Here is a 25,162-nt window from a genome sequence, read left to right on the forward strand (position 1 = left end):
GACTTCACGGCCTGCGCGGACTGCGGCCGGTGCAGGTTGCACGGTCGTGCGGATCGCCGCAGAATGACTGGATGAGCGACCCTTGGTGCAGCGGCACGCAGCGCGCAAAGGAGGAGACGATGATGAGCCATCCCACCGATACCGGGCACTTCGCGAATTTCGCGCAGTTCTATCCGTTCTATCTGAGCGAACACAGCAACGTCATGTCGCGGCGGCTGCATTTCATCGGCTCGCTGGGCGTGATCGGCTGCCTCTCCATGGCGATCGCCACGGGCGACTGGCTCTGGCTGCCCGCCGCTGTGGTGTGCGGCTACGGGTTCGCCTGGATCGGCCACTTCATGTTCGAGAAGAACCGCCCGGCCACGTTCCGGCATCCCATCTACAGCCTGATGGGCGACTGGGTCATGTTCTCGGATATCTGCCGCGGAAAGATTTCGATCTAGTAGCCGCGCGCGTACTCGCCCACGGTTCTTTGCCGGTTCTTTCCCGACACGCCCTCACCTTCAGGCCGCCGGGTGCGGCAACCCCGGGTGGTCCGCGCCCGCCTCGGCAATGCGTGCCAACTCGCGCCGCGCCGCCAGCAACGAAGCGAGCGATATCGAAAGCTTGTCGTTCTCCAGAGCGCCGAGCAGCGTCGCGGCGTCGATATCGCTCGATTTGAGCTGATACGCCAGTTCCTTGCGATCGACCACGAAGCGCGCGTAAATGCGCTCCACCGAAATTCGCGCGGGATTCGCGATCAGAATGTAGTGTGGCTTCTCGCCGTCCTTTTCCAGCCGGCCGATCAGTTCGTCCTCCTCCAGATCCGTCACGAGCCGCGTGACGGTGGCAAGGTCGCGCCGCAGCAGTTGCGCGAGCTGCTCGGCGGTGCTGCCCGGCTGGCCCGCGTCGCGCGCGTCCGCGAGTCCCGCAAGCAATTCGAGCGCATCCAGCAGGTCGCTGCCGGGAAAACGCGGCCGATTGAATCGTCCGGTGCGGATCTCGGGCAGCGCCGACGTGATCATCGCGCCCACGAGCGTGATGAACCAGCTCAGGTACATCCACAGCAGGAACATCGGCGCCGCCGCGAACGCGCCATACACCGCCGTATAGGTCGGGATGCGCCGCACGTAAAGGCCGAAGCCGCGCTTGGCCAGCTCGAAAGCAATGGCCGCCGCGACGCCGCCCACCACGGCGTCGCGCCACTCCACGCGGCAATTCGGCAGATAGACGTAGAGCATCGTGAACGCGAGCGCCGTGAGCGGCAGCGAAGCGCCGATGAGCATCCAGTCGAACACCATCGATACGTGCTGCTCAGTGGCGAGCGCGACCGAGCGCGTGAACAGATACGACGAAATCGACAGACTCACGCCGATCAGGATCGGCGCGAGCGTGAGAATCGCCCAGTACACCAGCACGCGCTGCGCGAACGGCCGCGCCTTGCGCACCCGCCAGATCACGTTGAACGCCGACTCGACCGTCATCATCGTCATGACCGAGGTGACGAACAGCACGATCATGCCCATCGTCGTGAGGCCCTTGGCCTTCGACGCGAACTGATTGAGGTACATGAAGATCTGGCTGTTGATCTGCGCCGGCATCAGATGGTCGGCGAGAAAGTCCTGCAGCGAATTCTGGAACGTCGCGAAGATCGGGAACGCGGTGAAGAGCGCGAACGCAACGGTGGCAAGCGGCACGATCGAGAGCAAGGTGGTGAACGTCAGGCTGCCCGCCACCTGCGGAATGCGGTCTTCGCGGCTTCGCCGCGCGGCGAAGCGCGCGAGGCGCTTCACGATATCCAGATCGATCCGTAATCTCGACAACACGTCCATTGGCCTTGCCCTATCCAGACAGCACACCGCATTTTGCGAAAACCCAGCGAAAAAACAGCGCAAAACTGGCTGAAAACTCGCGGCGAACCCAGCCCCTATAATATCCCGTCCACCGACGAGGCCCGATGAAACCAATTCTTGTGCTCTATTACAGCCGCCATGGCGCGACCCACGAACTGGCGCGCGCCATCGCCCAGGGCATCGACAGCGTGCCTGGCGCCGAAGCGCGCGTGCGCACGGTGCCGCCCGTATCCGCGGTCTGCGAGTCTACCGCGCCCGACATTCCCGACGACGGCCCGCCCTACGTGGAACTGCGCGACCTCGAGCAATGTGCGGGCCTCGCGCTCGGCTCGCCCACGCGCTTTGGCAACATGGCGGCCCCGCTCAAGTATTTCCTCGACGGCACCACGCCGCAATGGCTCTCGGGCGCGCTCGCGGGCAAGCCTGCCTGCGTCTTCACGTCGACCGGCAGCCTGCACGGCGGCCAGGAAAGCACGCTGCTCTCGATGATGCTGCCGCTCCTGCATCACGGCATGCTGCTCTTGGGCATTCCGTACACCGAAAGCGCGCTCACTTCGACGCAAAGCGGCGGCACGCCCTACGGCGCCTCGCATCACGCGCGCGCCGACGGCCGCGGCCACGGCCTCACCGCCGACGAAAAAACGCTGGCCGTGGCGCTGGGCGTGCGGCTCGCGCGGGCGTCGCTCGCGCTGTCGCAAGGCGAGCTTCCATGAACGCCGGCGGCGAGCCGCCCATGCCGGCCTCTTCGCCCCGCACGCAAGCCGACATCGCCGAGCGCCGCACCGGCGCACCCGCCGCGCTCGGCGCGTTCGTCATGCTCGCCGCGCTCACGCTGCTGTGCCTCGCGTGGGAGTGGAAACTCGCGCCGCTGCGCCCCGGCGGCAGCGCGCTGGTGCTCAAGGCGCTGCCGCTTGCCGCCGCGCTGCCCGGCGTGCTGCGGCGCCGTCTCTACACGCTGCAATGGGCATCGATGCTGGTGCTGCTCTACTTCGCCGAGGGCATCGTGCGCGGCATGACCGACCCTGCGCCTGGCAAGCTGCTCGGCTGGATCGAGGTGGCGCTGGCGCTTGGGTTCTTCGGCTGCGCGCTCGCGTATGTCGCGCCGTTCAAGCGCGCCGCACGGCGCGCCAAGCGGGAAAGCGCGTGAGCATGCACAAACGCACAAGCGTGCATCAGTGCGCACACCCGGCGGCCCCTGCGCGCGCCTTGACTATCCGGTCCCCCGGCATGTCACACTAACCCTTTAGCCAGAACCGCAGGCCGGCGCGTTGCGCACGTGGCGCTCGTCAGTGCCCCGGCCCCACCGCCCGGCCCCGCAGACAACTCGCCCGCCATGACCCCAAGCAACGCACTTGCCCGCCAAGCCTTCCTCGACGCCTGCGCCAGCGCCATCGGCGCACAGCACGTGCTGATCGACGCCCACGACACCGCGCCCTACCTCGCCGACTGGCGCAAGCGCTATGAGGGCGCCGCGTGTGCCGTGCTGTGTCCCGCAAGCGCCGACGAAGTCGCCGCAATCGTCAAGCTTGCGCACGAACATCGCATCGCGCTCGTGCCGCAGGGCGGCAACACCGGCCTTGCGGGCGGCGCGACGCCCGACACGAGCGGCCGCCAGGCCGTGCTCAGCCTGCGCCGCCTGAACCGCGTGCGCGAAGTCGACACGCACAACAACACGATCACCGTCGAAGCCGGCGTGATTCTCGCCGAGGTCCAGGCGCGCGCCGCCGAGGCCGGGCGCCTCTTTCCGCTCTCGCTCGCGGCTGAAGGCAGCTGCACGATCGGCGGCAATCTCTCGACCAACGCGGGCGGCACCGCCGTGCTGCGCTATGGCAACACGCGCGAACTGTGCCTCGGCCTCGAAGTGGTGACGCCGCAGGGCGAACTCTGGGACGGTCTGCGCGGCCTGCGCAAAGACAACACGGGCTACGACCTGCGCGACCTGTTCATCGGCGCGGAAGGCACGCTCGGCATCATCACCGCCGCCGTCATGAAGCTGCATCCGCAGCCGGCCGCGCGCGTCACGGCACTCGCGGGACTCGCCTCCGCACACGCCGCACTCGACTTTCTCGCGCTCGCGCAGCGCTTTGCCGGACCGCTCCTTACCGGCTTCGAGCTGATGTCGGACTTCTGCATGCAACTGGTGGGCCGGCACTTCCCGCAGTTGCGCTACCCGTTCCAGCAGCGCCACGCGCAAGTGGTGCTGCTCGAACTCTCCGACAACGAAAGCGAAGAACACGCTCGTGCGCTCTTCGAGCGCCTCATGGAAGCCGCGCTCGAAGCAGGGGTCGTGGAAGACGCCGTGGTCGCGGAAAGCCTCGCGCAGTCGCAGGCGTTCTGGAATATCCGCGAGCACATTCCGCTCGCGCAGGCGCAGGAAGGGCTGAACGTGAAGCACGACATCGGCGTGCCGATCTCACGCATCGGCCATTTCATCGAGGAAACCGACGCCGAAATCGCGCGCATGGTGCCCGGCGCGCGCATGGTGACGTTCGGCCATCTCGGCGACGGCAATCTGCACTACAACGTGCAGGCGCCCGAAGGCGGCGACCCGAAGCGTTTCCTCGCGGAAAACGAGCCCACGCTGAACCGCATCGTCTACGACAGCGTCGCGCGCCATCGCGGCACGATCAGCGCGGAGCACGGCCTCGGCCAGTTGAAGGCCGACGAGAACGCGCATTACAGGAGCGAAGTCGAGCTCGCGCTGATGCGTGCCGTGAAAACCGCGCTGGATCCGCTCAATCTGATGAATCCGGGCAAGGTCATCCGCTGAACGCGGCAATGAACGCCCAGGGAGGCGAAGTGAAAGTTCGTGTGCTATCCGACCTGCATCTGGAAAACGACGAGCCGGACACGATCCCGCACGCGCAGGCCGATCTCGTCGTGCTCGCGGGCGACATCCACAATCACGGGCTGGGCTTGCGCTGGGCCGCCGAAACGTTCGACCCGCAGGTGCCCGTGATCTACGTGCCGGGCAATCACGAGTACTACGACGGCGAGCTCGGCGCGCTCGAAGCAGCCATGCGCGACGCCGCCGCCACGCTCGACAACGTGCACTTTTTGAATAACGGGACGTACGTCGATCCGGCGGGCCGATTTCGGGTGCTCGGCACGACGCTATGGGCGGATTTCGCGCTGTTCGGCGCCGATGAGGCCGCGGTCGAAGCGGCGATCGAGGCCGCGAAGCGCGTGATGCTCGACTTTCGCGGGCTGATTCAGGTGTCGTGGCCCGCGAGCCCCGAATCGGCCGCGCGCGATTTCACGCCCGCCGACTCGCTCGCGCTGCACGCGCATGCGCGAGCCTGGCTCGAAGGGGAACTGGCGAAGCCCTTTGCGGGCAAGACGATCGTCGTTACGCACCATGCACCGCATCGGCTGAGCCTCGCGGCGCGCTATGCGGATGATCTGGTCTCGGCGGGATTCGTGAACGATCTGGGCGCGCTGGTGAGCGCGCCCGCCGCGCTCTGGATCCACGGCCACACGCATACGTGCTTCGACTACACCGTCGATGCCACGCGCGTGGTGTGCAACCCCCGCGGCTATCGCGACCGGCGCACCGGCCAGCCGGAAAATCCGGCCTTCGCGTGGGACAAGGTGGTGGAGATCTGAGCGGCGCTCACCGTGGGTCGCGCGGGCGCTGCGTGCGCAGTGTGATGGGTTGGAGCTGCGCGCGGCGCATGCGCAGCAAGTCACGCGATGCGGCAATGCCGATCAGGCCTATCATCACGGCGATGCCGATCATCGTATGCATATCCATGGAAAACCTCGGGTTCTGGCGGATTGACGTTTCAGTTCCGCTACCTTATCAAGCCGCCGCGACGGCGTGCGTAAGGAAGTGTTGCCATCGTCCGAAGCTGTAACAGGCTGTCACGGCGCGCCGTCAGCGCGCCCGCGTCAAGTCCCTGCTCCCGGCCCGCTCAAGTCCGCGCGAACTGCCGCAGCTCGGCCTGGTCTTCGGCCATCGTCGCGGGCAGGTTCTCGCGCAGCAGTTCGACCCACGTGCGGATCTTCGCGTCGAGGTACTGGCGTGACGGATACATTGCATAGATATTCATCTCCTGCGACTTGTATTCGGGCAGGATCCAGACAAGCTCGCCGCTGCGCAGGCCGCTAATGGCCGAATAGATCGGCAAGAGCCCGATGCCCATGCCCTCGCGCACCGCCACGGCCAGCGCTTCGGCGACATTGACCTGGAACGGGGCCGCGCCGAGGTCGATCGTCTGCTCTCCGTCCGGTCCGCTGAACTGCCACTGCGACGCCGGAAAGACCGGCGTCACCATCTGCAGGCAGCGATGATTCGCGAGGTCGCGCGGCGTTTGCGGCACGCCGTGGCGCTCCAGGTAGGCCGGCGACGCGCACGCAATGCTGAACGCGCTCGTCAGGCGCTGCGAGACGAAACCCGAATCGGGCAGATCGGTGGCCAGCACGAGCGTGACGTCGTAGCCCTCGTCGAGGATATCGGGCATGCGCTGCGCAAGCGTGAGGTCCACCTGCACGTCCGGATACAACTGCTGATACTGCCCCACCGCGGGCACCACATAGTGCTGGCCGAAGCTGGTCATGGCGTGCACCTTGAGCCGGCCCGAGGGCCGCGCATGCGCATCGCCGGCTTCGGCTTCCGCCTGGTCCACATAGGCCAGGATCTGCTCGCAACGCTGGAGATAACGCTCGCCGGCCTCGGTGAGCGCGATGCGGCGCGTCGTGCGGTTCAGGAGCCGCGTGCGCAAATGCGCCTCCAGATCGGAGACCGCGCGCGATGCGTAGGCCGTCGTCGTATTCAGATGCTGGGCGGCGCCGGTGAAGCTACCGGCTTCGACCACCCGCATGAATACACGCATGTTCTGAAGCGTATCCATAACAATCCTTTAGCTGACGGACGAATTGTTACATATTCCGCAAAATCGATTGTCTCAAATCACGTAAGAATGCCTTGCATCCTTACTGGTTATTCGCCAATCCAGCAAAAAATATAATGCGGTACGTCAAACTATGTATGTAAAAGGAGAAAATCGTGCAGTCTCCGGTACCGAAAGGACTAGCCGCACTCACGGTTCTTACGTTCTCGTTGATAATCGCGGGCTGCGCCAGTACCGGGGGCATCGCACCGCAAGCGAAGCACACGGACGCGGCCGAACTGGACGCCGGCTCGGCCATTCGCGCCGCCAACACCGACGCGCAATGGCCCGCCAGCGACTGGTGGCGCGCCTATAACGACCCGCAGCTCAATGCGTGGATCGAGGCGTCGGTCGCAGGCAATCCGTCGCTCGCCGCCGCCCAGGCGCGCGTGCGCGAGGCGCGCTCGATGGCCGGCGTCGCGCAAGCGGGGCTCCTGCCGCAGATCAACGGCAGCATGTCGGTGCAGCGCCAGCAATGGGCCGACAACGTCTTCTACGGCCCCGGCCCGCTCGCCGGCGCCAACACTTGGAACAACACCGCCACGCTCGGCCTCTCGTACCACCTCGATCTCTGGGGCCAGGACAAGAACGCCGCCGAGCGCGCGCTCGACATGGCGCACGCCACGGCCGCCGATGCGCGCGCCGCGCAGCTCGAGCTCGAAGTGAACGTGACGCGCGCGTATATCGATCTGTCGATGAACTACGCGTTGCTCGACATCGCGAAGCAAAACCTCGCCGAGCAGCAGAAAATTCTCGCGCTCGCGCAAAAGCGTCTCGCAGGCGGCATCGGCACGCAGCTCGAAGTGAGCCAGGCCGAAACGCCGCTGCCCGAGCACGAGCGCCAGATCGACGCGCTCGAAGAAAGCATCGCGCTCGACAAGAACCAGCTTGCCGCGCTCGCGGGCAAGGGTCCCGGCGCGGGCGAATCGATCACGCGCCCGTCGCTCTCGCTTGACGCTCCGGCGGGCCTGCCCTCGGCGCTGCCGGCCGAACTGATCGGCCATCGCCCCGACGTGGTCGCGGCGCGCTGGACCGTCGCCGCGCAGGCGCGCGGCATCGACGTCGCGAAGGCCCAGTTCTACCCGAACGTCGACTTGCTCGTCTCGATGGGCGGCTATGCGGCGGCCGGCCCGCTGTTCCAGTTCCTCAAGTCGATGAGCGGCAGCTACGCGGGCGGCGCCGCGCTCTCGCTGCCAATCTTCGACGGCGGGCGCCTGCGAGCGCAGCTCGGCGCGCAATCGGCGGCCTACGACATCGCTGTCGAGCAGTACAACCAGACGCTCGTGAGCGCGCTCAAGCAAATCGCCGACCAGATCGTGCGCATGCGTTCGCTCGCCACCCAGGAAGACGACGCGCATCGCTCGGTCGCGGCCGCGCAGCGCAACTATGACCTCTCGCAGGCCGGCTTTCGCCGCGGGCTCAGCGACTATGTCAACGTGCTGATCGCGCAGACGCAGTTGCTGCACGCGCAGGAAGGCGTCGCGCATATCCAGGCTGCGCGCCTCGCCGCTCATGCGACGCTGGTGGCGGCGCTCGGCGGCGGCATGATCGATCCGGCAGCGGGCCCGACGCAAGCCGAGCAATTACCCGCGCACGGCAAGAAGACGCGCGACGTGCCGCTCATGCCGGCAGCGCTGCTTGCACCGAAGCTGCCGAACGTGGATAAGGCCGGCGTGGATACGGCTCATGCGGGCGATTCGGCCAACGCGGCCGATTCAACCCCTGCGCACTGAGGCCGCGAAGATGGCTGCGTCCTCTCCCACTTCCACGCAAGCCGGCGGCCCACGCGTGTTTCAGGCGTGCGCCGACTGGGCACGCACCGACGGCCTCGTCTGGCTCTACATCCTCAAGGCGATTGCCGCGGCGCTGCTCGCGCTCGGCGTGGCGATGAAGCTCGACCTGCCCTCGCCGCGCACCGCCATGACCACGGTGTTCATCGTGATGCAGCCGCAAAGCGGCCCCGTGTTCGCGAAAAGCTTCTACCGGATCTGCGGCACGCTGGTCGGCCTCGTGGTCATGCTCGCGTTGATCGGCGTGTTCGCCCAGCAGCCGGAGCTCTTCATCGCCACCACGGCGCTCTGGGTGGGCATCTGCACGGCGGGCGCGGCGCGCAATCGCAACTTCCGCTCGTACGGCTTCGTGCTCGCGGGCTATACGGCCGCACTGATCGGCATCCCGGCCTCGCAGCATCCCGATGGCGCGTTCATGTCCGCGATGACGCGCGTGGCCGAAATCTCGATCGGCATCCTGGCGTCGGGCTTCGTGAGCGCCGTGGTGTTTCCGCAGTACACGGGCGAGCTGCTGCGCGCCACGGTGCGCCAGCGCTTCTCGTCGTTCGTCGACTATGTGTCGGCGTCGCTAGGCGGGCAAGTCGAACGCTCGCGGATCGAAGCGACCAACGCGCGCTTCGTGGCCGACATCGTCGGCTTCGAGGCGAGCCGAAGCACGGCCGTGTTCGAGTCGCCCGACGCGCGCATGCGCGCGGGGCGGCTGGCGCGCCTGAACACCGAGTTCATGACCGTCTCGACGCGCTTTCACGCGCTGCATCAGTTGATGAACCGCCTGCGCGAGGCCGGCTCGACCGTCACGGTCGACGCGCTCGAACCGTACTTCCGCGAAATCGCGCCGCTGTTCGACAAGTCCGGCGAACCGGTGCTCAGCGCCGCCGATGCGGTGCACGTGGCCACCCAACTCGAAAACTACCGCGCGACGTTGCCGAGGCGCGTGCGCGAAACGCGCGTGCAGCTCGAAGCCGATCTGGGCCAGCAAGGCAAAAACGCGGACTCGCGCGCCGCGCGCCTGCTCGATTTCGACACGGCCACCGAGCTCTTCTACCGCTTCGTGCACGAGATGAACGAATACACGGCGACCTACGCCTCGCTCGCCGTCGACACCCACTCGCGCGAGAAATGGGTCGCGCGCTATGTGCCGAAGACCAATCTGGTCGCGGCCGCCGTGGCGGGCCTGCGCGCGGCCGTCGTGATGGGCCTGCTCGCCGCGTTCTGGATCGCGAGCGCGTGGCCGAGCGGCGCGAATCTCGTGCTCACCGCTGCCGCCACCTGCGCGCTGGCCTCCGCCTCGCCCCAGCCCGCGCGCATGTCGAGCCAGATGGCGGGTGGCACGATGCTCGCGTCGGTGGTCGGCATGTTCCTCACGTTCGGCGTGTTTCCGCACATCGACGGCTTTCCGTTGCTGTGTGTCGCGCTTGCGCCCGCGCTCGCCTTCGGCGTGTTCCTCACGACTCGCCCCGCGTATATGGGCTACGGCATGGGCTACTGCATCTTCCTGTGCTTCCTCGTGGGTCCGGACAACGTCGTGCAGTACAACCCGGCCGGCTATATGAACGACGCGCTGTCGCTCGTCATGTCGATGATCGTCACGGCCGCCGCGTTCGCGGTGCTCCTGCCGCCCTCCGCGCCGTGGCTGCGCAAGCGCCTCCTCGCCAATCTGCGGGGCCAGGCCGCGCACGCGTGCCGCGCGCGCTGGCTCGGCGCGAGCGGGCTAGCGGGCCTGCGCAATCGCTTCGAAAGCGGCGCGCGCGACCTGATGTTCCAGCTGCACGCGCTCGCGGGCAACGACGACGCGTTGCGCCACGACACCCTGCGCTGGATGTTCGCGACGCTCGAGATCGGCAATGCCGCGCTCGATCTGCGCGAGGAGCTGGCCGCCGTAACGGAGCACCCCGCGCCGTGGCGCGACGCCACCGCGGCCACGCTCAAGGCCGTGAGCGCGCTGTTCGAGCGCCCCGATGCGAACCGCCACGCCACCGCGCTCGCCGCCACCCGTGCAGCCATCGCGGCCTGCCACGGCGTGCTCGAACGGATCGTGCAAGACAACGCGCCGCGCGAAACGCGTCATCGGTTGCAGCGCATCCTGAGCCATCTGCATTTCATCCGCACCGCGCTTATCGATCCGCAATCGCCGTTCGCAGCGTATTTGAACCCACCGATGGATCAACCCGGTACCCCGCAAGGAGCAAACCATGCCGCGTGACGTCGCGTTTCTCGACGCCTACCTTCCCGCGATCGTCCTGCTCTTCATTCTGGGCGCGGCGCTCACGTGGGTGCTCGATTCCGTGCTGGCCCGAACCGGCCTCTACCGGATCGTGTGGCACCCCTCTCTCTTTCGCGTGAGCCTGCTCGTGGTCGTGTGCTGCGTGCTGGGGCTCGCCATCTATCGCTGAACTCGCTGAACTCGCTGAAATAGCGCAAACCGCCGAACCGGATTCAAACGAATCATGACTATCCGAAACATCATTGGCTTTCTCGCGACGGCTCTTATTTTCGCCGTCGCCATTCTGGTCGGGCGCGCCCTGTGGGTGCACTACATGGACGAGCCCTGGACCCGCGACGGCCGCGTGCGCGCCGAAGTCGTGAACATCGCACCCGACGTCTCGGGCGCCGTGGTCGAGCTGCCCGTGCGCGACAACCAGTTCGTGCACAAGGGCGACCTGCTGATGCAGATCGATCCGTCGCACTACCAGATTGCCGTGGAGCAGGCACAAGCCGCCGTGGCCGCGCGCAAGGCCGAACTCACCATGAAACAGGACGACGCGCGCCGCCGCGCCGACATGGACAGCCAGGTCGTCTCGCAGGAAAGCCGCGAGAATGCCTCGCACACCGCGAACTCGGCGCAGGCGCAGTACCAGCAGGCGCTCGCCGCGCTCGATGCCGCGAAGCTCAACCTCGAGCGCACGCGCGTAGTCTCGCCGGTGGACGGCTACATCACCAACCTCCAGGTGTTTCGCGGCGACTACGCGAACGCCGGCCAGGCGAGGCTGGCCGTGGTGGACAGCCACTCGTTCTGGGTCTACGGCTATTTCGAGGAAACCAAGCTGCCGCGCGTGAAGGTGGGCAACAAGGCCGACATCAAGCTGATGAGCGGCGGCACGCTCGAAGGTCATGTGGAAAGCATCTCGCGCGGCATCTACGACCGCGACAATCCGCAAAGCCGCGAACTGCTCGCCGACGTGAACCCGACTTTCAACTGGGTGCGCCTCGCGCAGCGCGTGCCGGTGCGCATCCACATCGACAAGGTGCCGGACGGCATGACGCTCTCCGCAGGCACGACCTGTACCGTGGTCGTGAAACCGGGCGCGTGAGCTCAAGCGCGCCTGAACATTGCTTAAAGGTTTTAACCGTTAATCAAAGGTTGTCCGACAGTCAATCGCCTGAACCTGCAAAACTTATCCCAGCACACGCATAAATTCCTGGCCCCTTGACACACCTCAACACAAAAATGCGCGGCAGCTAAGAATATTCTGAACTCTGTGTCCTTCGCAAAGTGAGTCGCGTGAGCTTTCTCTACGAGCACGTTCCGTTTATCTTCACACGCCCCCTGACGGCGCCGGCCCGCGCCGCCACGCATACGCCGGCGCTGCCGCGCATCGTCGTGCTGGGACTCGGCAATCTGCAATGGGGCGACGCCGGGTTCGGCATGCGCGCGATCGAGCGGCTCAAAGCCGGCTGGCAATGCGCATCGCATGTCGAGTTCGTCGCGGGCGGCACCCAAGGACTCGCGCTCCTGCCGCTCGTCGAGTCGGCACAGCGCATGCTCGTCTTCAACTCGGCCGACTTCGGCCGTGCGCCCGGCACGCTGTGCGTGCGCGAAGGCGATGAAGCCGTGCAGCATCTGCGCACGCGCCCCGTGAACCTGCATCAGATGGATTTCGCCGATGCGCTCGCCTGCGCACAGCTCAAAGGCCGCTATCCGCGCGAACTCGTGCTGATCGGCGTGCAGCCGCACGCGCACGACGCGTATGGCACGGGACTCGGCGCTGCGGTGAGCGCGCAGCTCGATCCGGCGGTGGTGATCGCGTGCCGCCGGCTACGGCGCTGGCATGCGCACCCGCGCCCACTCGCGCAATCGCTCGCGTAACCCCACACCGCGCGCGACGCATCTGTGGGCAGATCTGCGGGCGAATCTGCAGGTCCACCCACGGGTGAACCCGCGTTGCCCGCGCCCATTGCACTGCACTATCCTCGACCCTTCGGAGCCGGGTCCAGCCGCCATACCGGCATCATGCGGGCGCCGTCCCATGCGCCGCGCCCGCGACACCGTACGGGAGGATGGACGTCATGCGCCGTTACCGCGAGTTCCACCGCGAGTCGATCGATCGCCCCGAGGACTTCTGGCGCCGCGAAGCCGCGCGCATCCATTGGCAAACGCCGTTCACCGAGGTGCTCGACCGCTCGAATCCGCCCTTCGCGCGCTGGTTCGTGGGCGGGCGCACGAACCTGTGCTTCAACGCCGTCGACCGGCACCTCGACACCCGCGCACAACAGAATGCGCTCGTCTACGTGTCGACCGAAACCGGCATCGAGCGCCGCTACACCTACGCCGATCTGCACGCCGAAGTGAACCGCATGGCCGCCGTCATGCGCTCGCTCGGCGTGCAGCGCGGCGATCGCGTGCTGATCTATCTGCCGATGATTCCCGAGGCCGTGTTTGCGGTGCTGGCCTGCGCGCGCCTCGGCGCGATCCACTCGGTGGTGTTCGGCGGCTTCGCGGCCCCGAGCCTCGCCGCGCGCATCGACGACGCCAAGCCCACGCTGCTCGTCTCCGCCGACGCCGGCGCACGCGGCGGCAAGGTGATCGACTACACGCCGCTCGTCGACGAGGCCATGGCGCGCGCCGAACATGCGCCGCCGCGCGTGCTGCTGATCGACCGGCAGCTTGCGCCCGAACGCCTCAATGCGCCTTGGCTGGTCGACTATGAACCGTTGCGCGAGCAGCATTACAACGCGCACGTCCCCTGCGAATGGCTCGAATCGAACGAGCCTTCCTATGTGCTCTACACCTCCGGCACGACCGGCAGGCCCAAGGGCGTGCAGCGCGACGTCGGCGGCTACGCGGTGGCGCTCGCCGCGTCGATGGAGTACATCTTCGAGGGCCGCGCCGGCGACACCATGTTCACGGCGTCGGATATCGGCTGGGTCGTGGGCCACAGCTACATCATCTACGCGCCGCTGCTCGCGGGCATGACCACGGTGATGTACGAAGGCACGCCCGTGCGGCCCGACGGCGGCATCTGGTGGCGCCTCGTCGAGCAGCACCGCATCAATCTCATGTTCACCGCGCCCACCGCGATACGCGTGCTCAAGAAGCAGGATCCGGCGCTGCTGCGCGCCGCCGACCTGTCGAGCCTGCGCACCCTCTTTCTCGCAGGCGAGCCGCTCGACGAACCCACGTCCGTGTGGATCTCGGACGCGCTCGGCAAGCCCGTGGTCGACAACTACTGGCAGACCGAGACCGGCTGGCCGATGCTCGCGATCCAGCGCGGCGTCGAAGCGTTGCCGCCGAAGGTCGGCTCGCCTGGCGTGCCGTGCTACGGCTACGACCTCGTGCTGCGCAACGAGCATACGGGCGAGCCCTGCGCGCAGGGCGAGAAAGGCGTGATCACGCTGAGCTACCCGCTGCCGCCGGGCTGCATGCAAACGGTCTGGGGCGACGATGCGCGCTTCGTGAAGACGTATTGGGAGAGCGTGCCGGGCCAGCAGGTCTATTCGACCTTCGACTGGGGCGTGCAGGACGAAAACGGCTACGTGACGATCCTCGGCCGCACCGACGACGTCATCAACGTGGCGGGCCACCGGCTCGGCACGCGCGAGATCGAGGAAGCGATCTCGTCGCACGCGGCGGTCGCCGAAGTCGCCGTGGTGGGCGTGAACGACACGGTGAAGGGCCAGGCCGCGCTCGCGTTCGTGGTGCTGCGCGACGCGGGTGCGGCGGCCGATCGGGCGGCGGCGGACAAGCTCGCCGCCGCGCTCGCGGCCACCGTGGACCGCCAGCTCGGCGCCATCGGGCGGCCCGCGCGCGTGCACTTCGTGTCGATGCTGCCGAAGACGCGCTCGGGCAAGCTCCTGCGCCGCGCAATCGCGGCGCTCGCCGAAGGGCGCGATCCCGGCGATTTGCCGACCATCGAGGACGCAGCGGCGCTGCAGCAGATCCGCGAGGCGGTCGAGCCAACCGGCAAGGCGTGAAGCGGCGATCCAAGGCGCGCCCGCCGCGCCTTCAGGAAAGCTGGGCGCCGCGCTCGGTGGCGCGGCGGGCTTCGCCCTGCGCCGCCTCGCCGCCTTCGTCTGCTTCGACCCTCGCATCTTCTCCCGCCTCAACGCGCACACGCGACGGCAACGCCGCGACCGCCAGCGCCGCCACGAGTCCTGTCACCGCGAACGCCACGAAATTCCACGACCAGTTTGCGCCGACGCTCGCGATGTAGCCGCCCATGAGCGGCCCGCACATCGCCCCGAAACGCGCGAAGGACAGCGCCCAGCCCGTCGCCGCGCCGCGCGCGTGCGACGGATAGAAGTGCGTCAGATAGCCGGTCAGGATGAGCGAAGCCGAGATGCTGCCGATGCCCGCGAGCGCCACGAGCGCATAGCTCACGACGAGCGCGTTGCGGGTCATCAGCGCAGCGATCGCGAGCGCGCCGATGGCATAGGCCAGCGCGACCGTCGCACGCGCGCCGAAGCGGTCGGCGATCTTGCCGAGCACCACGCCGCCGCATGCCGAAGTCAGGCTGAAAACAAGCAGGAAGGCGAGGCTCGAGCCGAGATCGTAGCCTTGCTTGCGCATGATCATCGGCAGCCAGGTGTTGAGGCCGTACACGAGCAACATGCCGCAGAACAGTGCGATCCAGAAGCAGGCCGTCGCGCGCAGACGGCGGCGCGCGAAGATCGCGGCCACGATGTCGCGCAAGCTCGTCCGTCGCTGGGACGCGGCGCCGCGTGCCGCCGGCAGCTCACCGGTCACGCCGAGCCGGGCGGCGAGCACGCTCGCCTCGTCGAAGCGTCCGCGCGCGGCCAGATATTCGAACGATTCGGGCAATGCGAGCGCCATCGGCAGCAGCGCGAGCAGCGGCAGCGCACCCACCGCCATCACACCGCGCCAGCCCCATGCGGGCAACAGCGCCATGGCTGCGAGCGCCGCGCACAGGATGCCGAGCGAGTAGCCCGAGTACATCATTCCGTAGTTGAAGCTGCGCCGCGCCGGCGGCGAATACTCGATCGTGAGCGCGGCGGCCACCGGAATCACGCCGCCGAGACCGAGGCCGCCCAGAAACCGGCACAGGCCGAACCAGAACGGCGTGGGCGCGATCGCGGCGCCGGCCATCGTGAGCGAGAACAGTGCGACGCAGGCCAGCAGCATGCGCCGCCGCCCGAGCAGATCGCCAAGCGTGCCGATCGCCATCCCGCCGAAGAACATGCCCGCGAGCGCGTAGCTGCCGAGCGCGCCGAGTTGCATCGGCGTGAGGCTCCAGTGTCGGTCGGCGGCCAGCGCGGGCAGCACCGCGCCGAGACTGCCGACGTCGTAGCCTTCGAAGAGAACGGACAAGCCGCAGACGAGCAGGACGGCGCGCGTCGTGCGCGCGGGGATGGAGCGGGCATCGGACATGGGCGGGCACGGCGCCGTCCCGTCCGGGCGTCTCCAGATGCCTTGCAGCAAGGCCCCTGGACGCGGACTTTCAGGCGCAGTCGGTCAATGGCGGTTGAACGGCAGGCCAGATTACTTTATATATAAATAATTTCACAGTCATTGTTAACCCGCGCCCACGGGTCGACTGCGGGCCGCCGGCGCCCATCCGCGCCGCTCAGCGGCCCGCCGGGCGGTACGACGCGAGAAAGCGCCGCAGAATGCCCGTCGAATACGTCCCGGCGATGTCGGTGAGGAACGACGAGAACGAGGTGCTCGCATGCTCGTCGGCGGTGTCGGAAATGGTGCGCACGACGGCGCACGGCACCTCGTACTCGTGGCAGACCTGAGCCAGCGCCGCGCCTTCCATTTCCACGGCGAGCGCATCGGGCAAAGCCGCGCGCAATGCGCCCACAGCCGCCGCACTGGCCACGAACTGGTCGCCGCTGATCACGAGCCCGCGATGCACCCCCGGCAGCGCGGTTTCGAAGCGCGGCAGCGCGGCGCTAAAGCGCGCCGCCAGCGCCGTGCCCTCTTCCGCGACGAAGCGCTCGCAGGCGGCGGCCAGCGCATCGGCCAGCGCACGGTCGGCGTCAAAGCGCGAGCGCGCGAGCAGCGGAATCTCGTGGCGAGGGAACAGCGGCTCGGCGTTCATGTCGTGCTGGAGCAGCGTCTCGCCCACCACCACGTCGCCCACGTGCACGTCCGGCCCCACGCCGCCCGCTACGCCCGTGAACACCACCGCGCCCACATCGAAGACGTGGATCAGCGCGCTCGCCGTGGCCGCCGCGGCCACCTTGCCGACGCGCGCGAGCGTCACCACGCACGGCACGCCGTGCACAGTGCCGACGTGATAGTCGCGCCGCCCGAGCGTGCGCGTGACGACACCCGATTCGGCCTGCATCGTGGCGATCAGATCGCCGAGTTCCTGGGGAAGCGCGGCAAGCACGCCAAGCGGGCGCGCCGCTGCGCCGGGCTGTGTGGAAAGGGAGTTCATTGCTTCAAGGGCCTGCCGGGTTGCGTCGATGGGTTATGTCGACCGGTTACATCACTGGGTTGATGCGTTGCACGGAAACGCCGCTCACTCGACCGGCTGCAGCTTCGCCACGGCCAGCGCGAGCCATTTCTCGCCATGGCGCTTGAAGCGCACTTGCGCCTTGGCATCGGCACCGCTGCCTTCGAGCGCCGTGATCGTGCCTTCGCCGAACTTCGTATGAAACACGACCTGGCCCACGCGAAAGCCCGTCTCGGCTGCGCGCTGCTCGTTGGCGAACGCCGGCGCGGGGCTCTTGTCCGCGATATAGGCATCGCGATCGCGACTGCCACCGCCGCCGCTTCCGCCACCCGGACGCGAGAACCAGTCGCGCCCCCAGCCGGCGTTGTCCGAGCGCCCGCCCCAGCGCGCGCCCGCCTCGACCTTCGGCGTGAGCCATTTGAGCGACTCCTGCGGCAGTTCGTCGAAGAAGCGCGATCGCACGTTGTAGCGCGTCTGGCCGTGCAGCAGACGGCTCTGCGCGAACGAGATATAGAGCCGCTCCTTCGCGCGCGTGATCGCCACGTACATCAGGCGGCGCTCCTCCTCGAGGCCATCGGCTTCCATCGCGCTGTTCTCGTGCGGGAACAACCCCTCTTCGAGACCGGTGATGAACACCGCCGTGAATTCGAGCCCCTTCGCGGCGTGCACAGTCATCAACTGCACGGCGTCCTGGCCCGCCTGCGCCTGATTGTCGCCCGCTTCGAGCGACGCATGCGAGAGAAACCCCGCGAGCGGCGTCATGAGGTCGGGGTTCTGCGCGGGATCCGTGATCGCGGGCGCGTCGAGCACTTCGATCTCGCCTTCCTGCGAGACGATCTCGGGCAGCGCGCTCGCGCCGGGGCGCAGCGGAATCGAGCGCGCCGGCGTGTCCATGCCGTAGCCTTCCTCGCTCACGAACGCGGTGGCCGCGTTCACGAGTTCCTGCAAGTTCTCCAGACGGTCCTGGCCTTCGCGCTCGCCCTGATAGAACTCGGCCAGACCGCTCATGCGCACCGTGTACTCGACCGTCTCGGGCAGGCTCATTTGCGCAGTTTCGGCGCGCATCTTCGCGATCAGGTTCGCGAACGAGCCGAGACTCGTGCCGGCCTTGCCCGTGACATAGGGAATCGCCGCCGCCATCGAGCAGTTATAGAGGCGTGCGGCATCCGCAAGCTGCTCGATCGAGCGCGCGCCAATGCCGCGCGTCGGGAAGTTCACGACGCGCGCAAACGCGGTGTCGTCGTTGGGATTGTCGATCAGGCGCAGATAGGCGAGCGCGTGCTTCACTTCCTGACGCTCGAAGAAGCGCAGGCCGCCATACACCTTGTACGGCACGCCCGCGTTCACGAGCGTGTGCTCGATCGTGCGCGACTGCGCGTTGCTGCGGTACAGAATCGCGATCTCGTTGCGCGCGAGGCCCTGATTGATGAGCGCCCGCACTTCCTCGACGATCCAGCCCGCCTCCTGCGAATCGGTGGCGGCCTCGTAGACGCGCACCGGCTCGCCGTGGCCCGCGTCGGTGCGCAGATTCTTGCCGAGGCGCCGCGAGTTATGCGCGATCAGATAGTTCGCCGCATCGAGAATGTGCCCGTGCGAGCGGTAGTTCTGCTCGAGCTTGATCAGGTGCTTCACGCGGAACTCGTTCTCGAAGTCGCGCATGTTGCCCACGTTCGCGCCACGGAACGCGTAGATCGACTGGTCGTCGTCGCCCACGGCGAAGATCGCGTTGCCCGAGCCCGCGAGCAGCTTGAGCCACGCGTACTGGAGCTTGTTGGTGTCCTGGAACTCGTCGACGAGGATGTCGCGAAAGCGCGCTTGATAATGCGCGCGCAGCGGCGGGTTGTACGCGAGCAGCTCGTAGCAGCGCAGCAGCAGCTCGGCGAAGTCGACCACGCCTTCACGCTGACACTGCTGCTCGTAGGCTTCGTAGAGCTCGACGAACTTGCGGTTGTAGTGATCCGTGACGTCGACGTCTTTCGGCCGCAGGCCCTGCTCCTTCGCGTTGTTGATGAAGTGCTGAAGGTTCTTCGGCGGGAACTTCTCGTCGTCGATGTTCAGACCCTTCATCAAGCGCTTGATGGCCGAAAGCTGGTCGGCCGTGTCGAGGATCTGGAAGGTCTGCGGCAGGCCGGCGTCGCGGTAATGCGCGCGCAGCATGCGGTTGCACAGGCCGTGGAAGGTGCCGATCCACATGCCGCGCGTGTCGATGGGCATCATCGCCTGAAGGCGGCTCGTCATTTCACGTGCGGCCTTGTTCGTGAAAGTCACGGCGAGAATCGTCATCGGCGAGGCGAGGCCCTGCTGGATGAGCCACGCAATGCGCGTGATCAGCACGCGCGTCTTGCCGCTGCCGGCCCCGGCCAGAATGAGCGCCGGTTCGTTCGGCAACGTGACGGCGGCGTGTTGTTCGGGGTTCAGGTTGGCGAGCAGTTCAGGCATGAATGAGGGGCGCAAGGAAGGCCGCGAGGAAAGCCGCAAGCAGGGGCGCCATCGCGGCGGGCTTCGAAGTAGACCGTCATTATAAAGGCCATACCGGCTATGGACGGGCCCCGGGCCCGGCCTGACGGCGCTTCCCCTTATAATCGAAGGTTTTCAGCATCTTTTTTCGGCAGATTCCACCCATGAGCGACAGCACGCTAGCGAAAAGCTTCGAGCCGCAGACGATCGAAGCCCATTGGGGCCCCGAATGGGAGCGCCGCGGCTATGCCGCCGCGACCCTCACGCCCGGCCGCGCCAACTTCTCGATCCAGTTGCCGCCGCCCAACGTCACGGGCACGCTGCACATGGGACACGCGTTCAACCAGACGATCATGGACGGCCTGACGCGCTACCACCGCATGCTCGGCGAGAACACCCTGTGGGTGCCGGGTACCGACCACGCTGGCATCGCCACCCAGATCGTCGTGGAGCGCCAGCTCGACGCGCAGAAGATCTCGCGCCACGACCTCGGCCGCGAGAAGTTCGTCGAACGCGTGTGGGAATGGAAGCAGCAATCGGGCTCGACCATCACGGGCCAGGTGCGGCGCCTGGGCGCTTCGATCGACTGGTCGCGCGAGTACTTCACGATGGACGACAAGATGTCGGCCGCCGTGCGCGACGTGTTCGTGCGCCTCTATGAACAGGGCCTGATCTACCGCGGCAAGCGCCTCGTGAACTGGGATCCGGTGCTGCTCACCGCCGTCTCGGACCTCGAAGTCGCGAGCGAAGAGGAAAACGGCCACCTGTGGCACCTGCGCTACCCACTCGCCGATGGCTCGGGCCACCTCACGGTCGCCACCACGCGCCCGGAAACCATGCTCGGCGACACGGCCGTGATGGTCCATCCGGAAGACGAGCGCTATGCGCACCTGATCGGCAAGACCGTGAAGCTGCCGCTCGCGGACCGCGAAATCCCGATCATTGCCGACGAGTACGTGGACCGCGAGTTCGGCACGGGCGTCGTGAAGGTCACGCCCGCGCACGACTTCAACGACTACCAGGTGGGCCAGCGCCACGGCCTGCCGATGATCGAGATCCTCACGCTCGACGCGAAGATCAACGACAACGCGCCCGCAAAATATCGCGGCCTCGACCGCTTCGAGGCGCGCAAGCAGGTGGTGGCCGACTTCGAGTCGCTGGGCCTGCTCGAATCGGTGCAGCCGCACAAGCTGATGGTGCCGCGCGGCGACCGCACGGGCGTCGTGATCGAGCCGATGCTCACGGACCAGTGGTTCGTGGCGATGACCAAGCCCGCACCCGAAGGCACCTTCAACCCCGGCAAGTCGATCACCGAAACCTCGCTCGAGGTGGTGCGCAACGGCCAGATCAAGTTCGTGCCGGAAAACTGGACCACCACCTACTACCAGTGGCTCGAGAACATCCAGGACTGGTGTATCTCGCGCCAGCTCTGGTGGGGCCACCAGATTCCGGCCTGGTACGGCGAGAACGGCGAAATCTTCGTCGCGAAGAGTGAGGAAGAAGCGCGCGCGCAGGCCGACGCCAAGGGCTACAAGGGCGCCTTGAAGCGCGACGAGGACGTGCTCGACACGTGGTTCTCGTCGGCGCTCGTGCCATTCTCGTCGCTCGGCTGGCCTGCGGATACGCCTGAGCTGAAGGCCTTCCTGCCCTCCTCCGTGCTGGTCACGGGCTTCGACATCATCTTCTTCTGGGTGGCGCGCATGGTCATGATGACCACGCACTTCACCGGCAAGGTGCCCTTCGACACGGTCTACGTGCACGGCCTCGTGCGCGACGCCGAAGGCCAGAAGATGTCCAAGAGCAAGGGCAACACGCTCGACCCGATCGACATCGTCGACGGCATCGAGCTCGAAGCGCTGGTCGCCAAGCGCACCACCGGCCTCATGAACCCCAAGCAGGCCGCGACCATCGAGAAGAAAACGCGCAAGGAATTCCCGAACGGCATTCCCGCCTTCGGCACCGACGCGCTGCGCTTCACGATGGCCTCGATGGCCACGCTCGGGCGCAACGTGAACTTCGACCTCGCGCGCTGCGAGGGCTATCGCAACTTCTGCAACAAGCTCTGGAACGCCACGCGTTTCGTGCTGATGAACTGCGAAGGCCACGACTGCGGCTTCTCGAAGCCGGGCGCTACACGGCCAGGATGCCAGCCGGGCGATTGCGGCCCGGGCGGCTACACCGACTTCTCGCAGGCCGACCGCTGGATCGTCTCGCTGCTCCAGCGCGTGGAAGCCGAAGTCGCGAAGGGATTCGCCGACTATCGCTTCGACAACGTGGCCAACGCCATATATAAGTTCGTCTGGGACGAATACTGTGACTGGTACCTGGAGCTCGCGAAGGTTCAGATCCAGACCGGCACGCCCGCGCAGCAGCGCGCCACGCGGCGCACGCTGTTGCGCGTGCTGGAGACGGTGCTGCGCCTCGCGCATCCGGTGATTCCGTTCATCACCGAAGCGCTGTGGCAGAAGGTGGCGCCGCTCACCGATGCTTATCCGGCGGGCGCGGCCGAGGGCGAAGCATCGATCATGATGCAGCGCTACCCGCTGGCCGAGCCGAAGAAGATCGACGAAGCCGCCGAGCAATGGGCTGCCGACCTGAAGGCCGTGATCGATGCATGCCGCAACCTGCGTGGCGAGATGGGCCTCTCTCCCGCCACGAAGGTGCCGCTGCTGGTGACGGGCAACGCGGAGCGCCTCGCGTCGTTCGCACCCTATGCGCAAGCGCTCGCGAAGCTCTCGGAGGTGCAGATCATCGCCGACGAAGCGACGCTCGACGCCGCCTCGGCAGGCGCGCCGGTTGCTATCGTGGGTACGGACAAGCTCGTGCTCAAGGTGGAGATCGACGTGGCGGCCGAACGCGAACGTCTTTCGAAGGAGATCGCGCGACTGACGAACGAAGTGACGAAGTGCAATGCCAAGCTAGGAAATGACAGTTTTGTTGCAAAAGCGCCCCCGGCGGTGGTTGAGCAAGAGCAGAAGAGGCTGGCAGAATTTCAGGCAACGCTGGGCAAGCTGACCGCGCAACTCGCGCGGCTGCCGGCCTGAATCGGCTTAAGGTGAGGTTTGGCGGCGCGCACGGCGCCAGACCCATCAGGACCAGGACTAGAGACATGCTAAAAGTTACCAAAGCGGTATTCCCGGTGGCGGGCCTCGGCACGCGCTTCCTTCCGGCCACCAAGGCGAGCCCGAAGGAAATGCTCCCGGTCGTGGACAAGCCGCTGATCCAGTACGCGGTCGAGGAGGCCGTCGCGGCTGGCATCACCGAAATGATCTTCGTAACGGGCCGCAGCAAGCGCGCGATCGAAGACCACTTCGACAAGTCATATGAGATCGAAGCCGAGCTCGAAGCACGCGGCAAGGAAAAGCTGCTCGAACTGGTACGCAACATCAAGCCGAACAACGTCGACTGCTTTTACGTGCGCCAGCCCGAAGCGCTGGGTCTGGGTCACGCCGTGCTGTGCGCGGAAAAGCTCGTGGGCGACAACCCGTTCGCCGTGATCCTCGCCGACGACCTGCTCTACGGCACCCCGCCCGTCATGCAGCAAATGGTCGAGGTGTTCGACCACTACCACAGCTCGGTGCTCGGCGTGGAAGAGATCCCGCCCTCGGAAACGCGCTCGTACGGCATCGTCGACGGCAAGGAGTGGGAAGACTCGATCGTCAAGCTCTCGGGCATCGTCGAAAAGCCGGCGCCCGAAGTCGCGCCGTCGAACCTCGGCGTGGTGGGCCGCTACGTCCTCAAGCCGCGCATTTTCCAGCACCTGCGCTCGATCAAGCCGGGTGCGGGCGGCGAACTCCAGCTCACCGACGCCATCCAGTCGCTGCTCGCCGATGAACAAGTACTCGCGTACAAGTATCACGGCACGCGCTTCGACTGCGGCAGCAAGCTCGGCTACCTGAAGGCCACCGTGGAATTCGCGCTGCGCCACCCGGAAGTCGCCACCGATTTCGCGGAATATCTGCGCACGCGCAAGCCGGAGCTGGAGGGCTAATCAGTCCCCATCCCGGCAAAGAAAATGGCCCGCAATCTCACGATTGCGGGCCATTTTTTCATGCGATGCGCTCGAGCGCATCCCTGCAGTTATATCAGCGGCGGCGCATCAGGAACACAAAGGTCTTGTCCTGCTGCGAGCTTTCCACGATCTCGTTGCCCGTTTGCTTGGCAAAGGCCGCGAAATCGCGCTGCGAGCCGGGATCGGTCGCGAGAACCTTGAGAATCTGGCCGCTTTCCATGTCGGCGAGCGCCTTCTTGGCGCGCAGGATCGGCAGCGGGCAGGTCAGCCCACGCGCATCCACTTCCTTGTGAACATCAATCTGCATTGGGTTGGATCCTTCGTTGGCGCGCCACCTCGGCGGAGGGCGCAGGGTGTGCACGGATAGCAGCGATTTTACCGCAGCCGCGTACAACGCCGCTTGTGCCTTCTTTGCACCTTCTTTGCGCCTTCAGAGCGTCACCGCCTGGCCCGTGCGCAGCGACTCGCGCAACGCACAGCCGATTCGCGTCGCTTCCAGCGCGTCCTCCAGCGTCGCGCCCTGCTCCGCACTCGCCGTCGCGTCCTCCGCCACGCCGGCCTCACGCGCGCGCACCGCTGCGACAAACGCCTGCGCTTCGATCAGAAACGCCTCCTCGAAGCGGTCGAAGAAGGTCGGCGTGCAAACGCTGCGCACGCCGTGCGCGTCGTAGATCTCCACACGGTTCGCGCGCGGCACATGGCCGATCGCCAGCGCGCCGGCCGTGCCGATCACCTCGCTCGACGTGTCGTTGCCATGTGCCATGGTGCGCGATGCGTAGAACATCGCGAGCTTGCCGCCTTCGAACTCGCAGATCGCCACGCCGTTGTCGATGTCGCCGAATTCACGCAGGCCCTCGTGCAGCGCCACCGCGCCGGCCGCGAACACGCGCGTGGCGCGCGGCTTGCCGAGCAGCCAGCGCGCGACGTCGATATCGTGCACGGTGCAGTCGAGAAAAATGCCGCCGGAGCCGGGCGCGAAGCGCACGAAAAAACCGTCCGGATCGTTGAGGTCGCAGGTTTGCGAGCGCACGAGAAATGGCCGCCCGATCGCCCCCGCGCGCAGCTTCGAAAACGCGTCGTGATAGCTCGGATCGAAACGGCGCATGAAACCGATTGTCACCTGCCGCCCGGAAAAGCGCCGCGCCTCTTCGACCACGCGCTCGCATTCGGCCACGTCGAGCGAGAGCGGCTTCTCGCAGAACACGTGCTTGCCCGCGTGCAACGCAGCGACAATCTGCTGCGCGTGAAGCGCAGAGGGCGTCACGAGCCATACGGCGTCTATCGTTGCATCGGCCAGCAACTCGGCGTAGTCGCGGTATTGCCGCGCTTCGGGTATCGCCTCGAGGGCCCACGCGAGATCGTCGTCGAGCGGGCTGCATGCGGCCGCCAGCTTCGCGCCCGGCACACGGTACGCGAGATTAAGCGCATGCCGCCGCCCGAGCCGGCCCAGTCCGGCCACGCCCACGCGCAACGGCCGGGTACGTTCATTCGCCTGCATCGCCTGTCTCCTTCGGGATCCTCTCTATCTGGCGAGCACGAT

Annotated in this window: 21 protein-coding genes; 13 read left to right on the forward strand and 8 right to left on the reverse strand. The window is 66.7% G+C overall.

Annotated features, from left to right (window positions below; genetic code table 11):
- Nucleotides 1–122: 122 nt before the first annotated feature.
- Nucleotides 123–443, forward strand: coding sequence for an Mpo1-like protein (locus PWP93_RS07600; RefSeq protein ID WP_421045029.1), 321 nt, complete (start codon nt 123–125; stop codon nt 441–443).
- A gap of 60 nt (nt 444–503) precedes the next feature.
- Here the strand turns inward: PWP93_RS07600 and PWP93_RS07605 are convergent, their stop codons facing one another.
- Nucleotides 504–1,811: a YihY family inner membrane protein gene (locus PWP93_RS07605; protein WP_421044008.1), complete on the reverse strand. Its 1,308-nt coding sequence runs from the start codon at nt 1,809–1,811 to the stop codon at nt 504–506.
- 125 nt (nt 1,812–1,936) lie between these two features.
- Between PWP93_RS07605 and wrbA the strand changes: the two genes are divergently transcribed.
- The 4 genes from wrbA to PWP93_RS07625 all read left to right on the forward strand — a co-directional run bounded on the left by wrbA (nt 1,937) and on the right by PWP93_RS07625 (nt 5,438).
- Nucleotides 1,937–2,545, forward strand: coding sequence for an NAD(P)H:quinone oxidoreductase (gene wrbA / locus PWP93_RS07610; protein ID WP_421044009.1), 609 nt, complete (start codon nt 1,937–1,939; stop codon nt 2,543–2,545).
- Between the two features lie 20 nt (nt 2,546–2,565).
- The gene (locus tag PWP93_RS07615) at nt 2,566–2,979 is read left to right on the forward strand and encodes a DUF2069 domain-containing protein (RefSeq protein ID WP_421025195.1); all 414 of its coding nucleotides are present in this window, start codon (nt 2,566–2,568) and stop codon (nt 2,977–2,979) included.
- Nucleotides 2,980–3,165: 186 nt separating this feature from the next.
- On the forward strand, nt 3,166–4,602 hold the full coding sequence (locus PWP93_RS07620) for an FAD-binding oxidoreductase (protein ID WP_421044010.1): 1,437 nt from the start codon (nt 3,166–3,168) through the stop codon (nt 4,600–4,602).
- A gap of 29 nt (nt 4,603–4,631) precedes the next feature.
- Nucleotides 4,632–5,438, forward strand: coding sequence for a metallophosphoesterase (locus PWP93_RS07625; protein ID WP_421045030.1), 807 nt, complete (start codon nt 4,632–4,634; stop codon nt 5,436–5,438).
- 7 nt (nt 5,439–5,445) lie between these two features.
- On the opposite strand, the gene PWP93_RS07630 is transcribed toward PWP93_RS07625, so the two are convergent.
- Together PWP93_RS07630 and PWP93_RS07635 are read right to left on the reverse strand one after the other, a co-directional pair.
- Nucleotides 5,446–5,586 carry a hypothetical protein gene (locus tag PWP93_RS07630; protein WP_421023631.1) on the reverse strand — a complete coding sequence of 47 codons (141 nt, stop codon included), beginning with the start codon at nt 5,584–5,586 and terminating at the stop codon, nt 5,446–5,448.
- A 160-nt stretch (nt 5,587–5,746) separates the two neighbouring features.
- Nucleotides 5,747–6,685: a LysR family transcriptional regulator gene (locus PWP93_RS07635; protein WP_421044011.1), complete on the reverse strand. Its 939-nt coding sequence runs from the start codon at nt 6,683–6,685 to the stop codon at nt 5,747–5,749.
- Between the two features lie 155 nt (nt 6,686–6,840).
- On the opposite strand from PWP93_RS07635, the gene PWP93_RS07640 reads away from it, so the two are divergent.
- From PWP93_RS07640 to PWP93_RS07665, 6 genes are all read left to right on the forward strand, one after another.
- Nucleotides 6,841–8,457 carry an efflux transporter outer membrane subunit gene (locus PWP93_RS07640; protein WP_421044012.1) on the forward strand — a complete coding sequence of 539 codons (1,617 nt, stop codon included), beginning with the start codon at nt 6,841–6,843 and terminating at the stop codon, nt 8,455–8,457.
- 10 nt (nt 8,458–8,467) lie between these two features.
- Nucleotides 8,468–10,717, forward strand: a complete 2,250-nt coding sequence (locus PWP93_RS07645) for an FUSC family protein (protein ID WP_421044013.1) — start codon at nt 8,468–8,470, stop codon at nt 10,715–10,717.
- Nucleotides 10,707–10,907, forward strand: a complete 201-nt coding sequence (locus PWP93_RS07650; protein ID WP_421044014.1) for a DUF1656 domain-containing protein — start codon at nt 10,707–10,709, stop codon at nt 10,905–10,907. The genes PWP93_RS07645 and PWP93_RS07650 overlap by 11 nt, the downstream gene beginning before the upstream one ends.
- A gap of 54 nt (nt 10,908–10,961) precedes the next feature.
- Entirely contained in the window at nt 10,962–11,825 is an 864-nt protein-coding gene (locus PWP93_RS07655) for an efflux RND transporter periplasmic adaptor subunit (RefSeq protein ID WP_421023626.1), read from the forward strand.
- A 191-nt stretch (nt 11,826–12,016) separates the two neighbouring features.
- A complete protein-coding gene (locus tag PWP93_RS07660) occupies nt 12,017–12,601 on the forward strand; it encodes a hydrogenase maturation protease (RefSeq protein WP_421044015.1) in 585 nt (194 codons plus the stop codon).
- 200 nt (nt 12,602–12,801) lie between these two features.
- Complete coding sequence (locus PWP93_RS07665; protein WP_421044016.1) at nt 12,802–14,706, forward strand: propionate--CoA ligase; 1,905 nt, start codon at nt 12,802–12,804, stop codon at nt 14,704–14,706.
- A 31-nt stretch (nt 14,707–14,737) separates the two neighbouring features.
- Here the strand turns inward: PWP93_RS07665 and PWP93_RS07670 are convergent, their stop codons facing one another.
- The 3 genes from PWP93_RS07670 to PWP93_RS07680 form a co-directional block, all read right to left on the reverse strand.
- On the reverse strand, nt 14,738–16,120 hold the full coding sequence (locus PWP93_RS07670) for an MFS transporter (RefSeq protein WP_421044017.1): 1,383 nt from the start codon (nt 16,118–16,120) through the stop codon (nt 14,738–14,740).
- A 196-nt stretch (nt 16,121–16,316) separates the two neighbouring features.
- Complete coding sequence (locus PWP93_RS07675) at nt 16,317–17,135, reverse strand: 5'-methylthioadenosine/adenosylhomocysteine nucleosidase (protein WP_421044018.1); 819 nt, start codon at nt 17,133–17,135, stop codon at nt 16,317–16,319.
- An 84-nt stretch (nt 17,136–17,219) separates the two neighbouring features.
- Nucleotides 17,220–19,592 carry a UvrD-helicase domain-containing protein gene (locus tag PWP93_RS07680; RefSeq protein ID WP_421044019.1) on the reverse strand — a complete coding sequence of 791 codons (2,373 nt, stop codon included), beginning with the start codon at nt 19,590–19,592 and terminating at the stop codon, nt 17,220–17,222.
- Between the two features lie 182 nt (nt 19,593–19,774).
- Between PWP93_RS07680 and PWP93_RS07685 the strand changes: the two genes are divergently transcribed.
- Together PWP93_RS07685 and galU are read left to right on the forward strand one after the other, a co-directional pair.
- Entirely contained in the window at nt 19,775–22,654 is a 2,880-nt protein-coding gene (locus tag PWP93_RS07685) for a valine--tRNA ligase (RefSeq protein ID WP_421044020.1), read from the forward strand.
- A gap of 65 nt (nt 22,655–22,719) precedes the next feature.
- Nucleotides 22,720–23,601 (forward strand): UTP--glucose-1-phosphate uridylyltransferase GalU, encoded by an 882-nt coding sequence (gene galU, locus PWP93_RS07690; protein WP_035533635.1) that lies wholly within the window; start codon nt 22,720–22,722, stop codon nt 23,599–23,601.
- A 94-nt stretch (nt 23,602–23,695) separates the two neighbouring features.
- Here galU and PWP93_RS07695 read toward each other — a convergent pair whose 3' ends face one another.
- On the reverse strand, nt 23,696–23,923 hold the full coding sequence (locus PWP93_RS07695; protein ID WP_421045031.1) for a sulfurtransferase TusA family protein: 228 nt from the start codon (nt 23,921–23,923) through the stop codon (nt 23,696–23,698).
- 129 nt (nt 23,924–24,052) lie between these two features.
- A complete protein-coding gene (locus PWP93_RS07700) occupies nt 24,053–25,120 on the reverse strand; it encodes a Gfo/Idh/MocA family oxidoreductase (protein WP_421044021.1) in 1,068 nt (355 codons plus the stop codon).
- Nucleotides 25,121–25,162 lie beyond the last annotated feature (42 nt).

The sequence above is a fragment of the Paraburkholderia sp. A1RI-2L genome (assembly GCF_048957375.1).
Classification (GTDB): Bacteria; Pseudomonadota; Gammaproteobacteria; order Burkholderiales; family Burkholderiaceae; genus Paraburkholderia.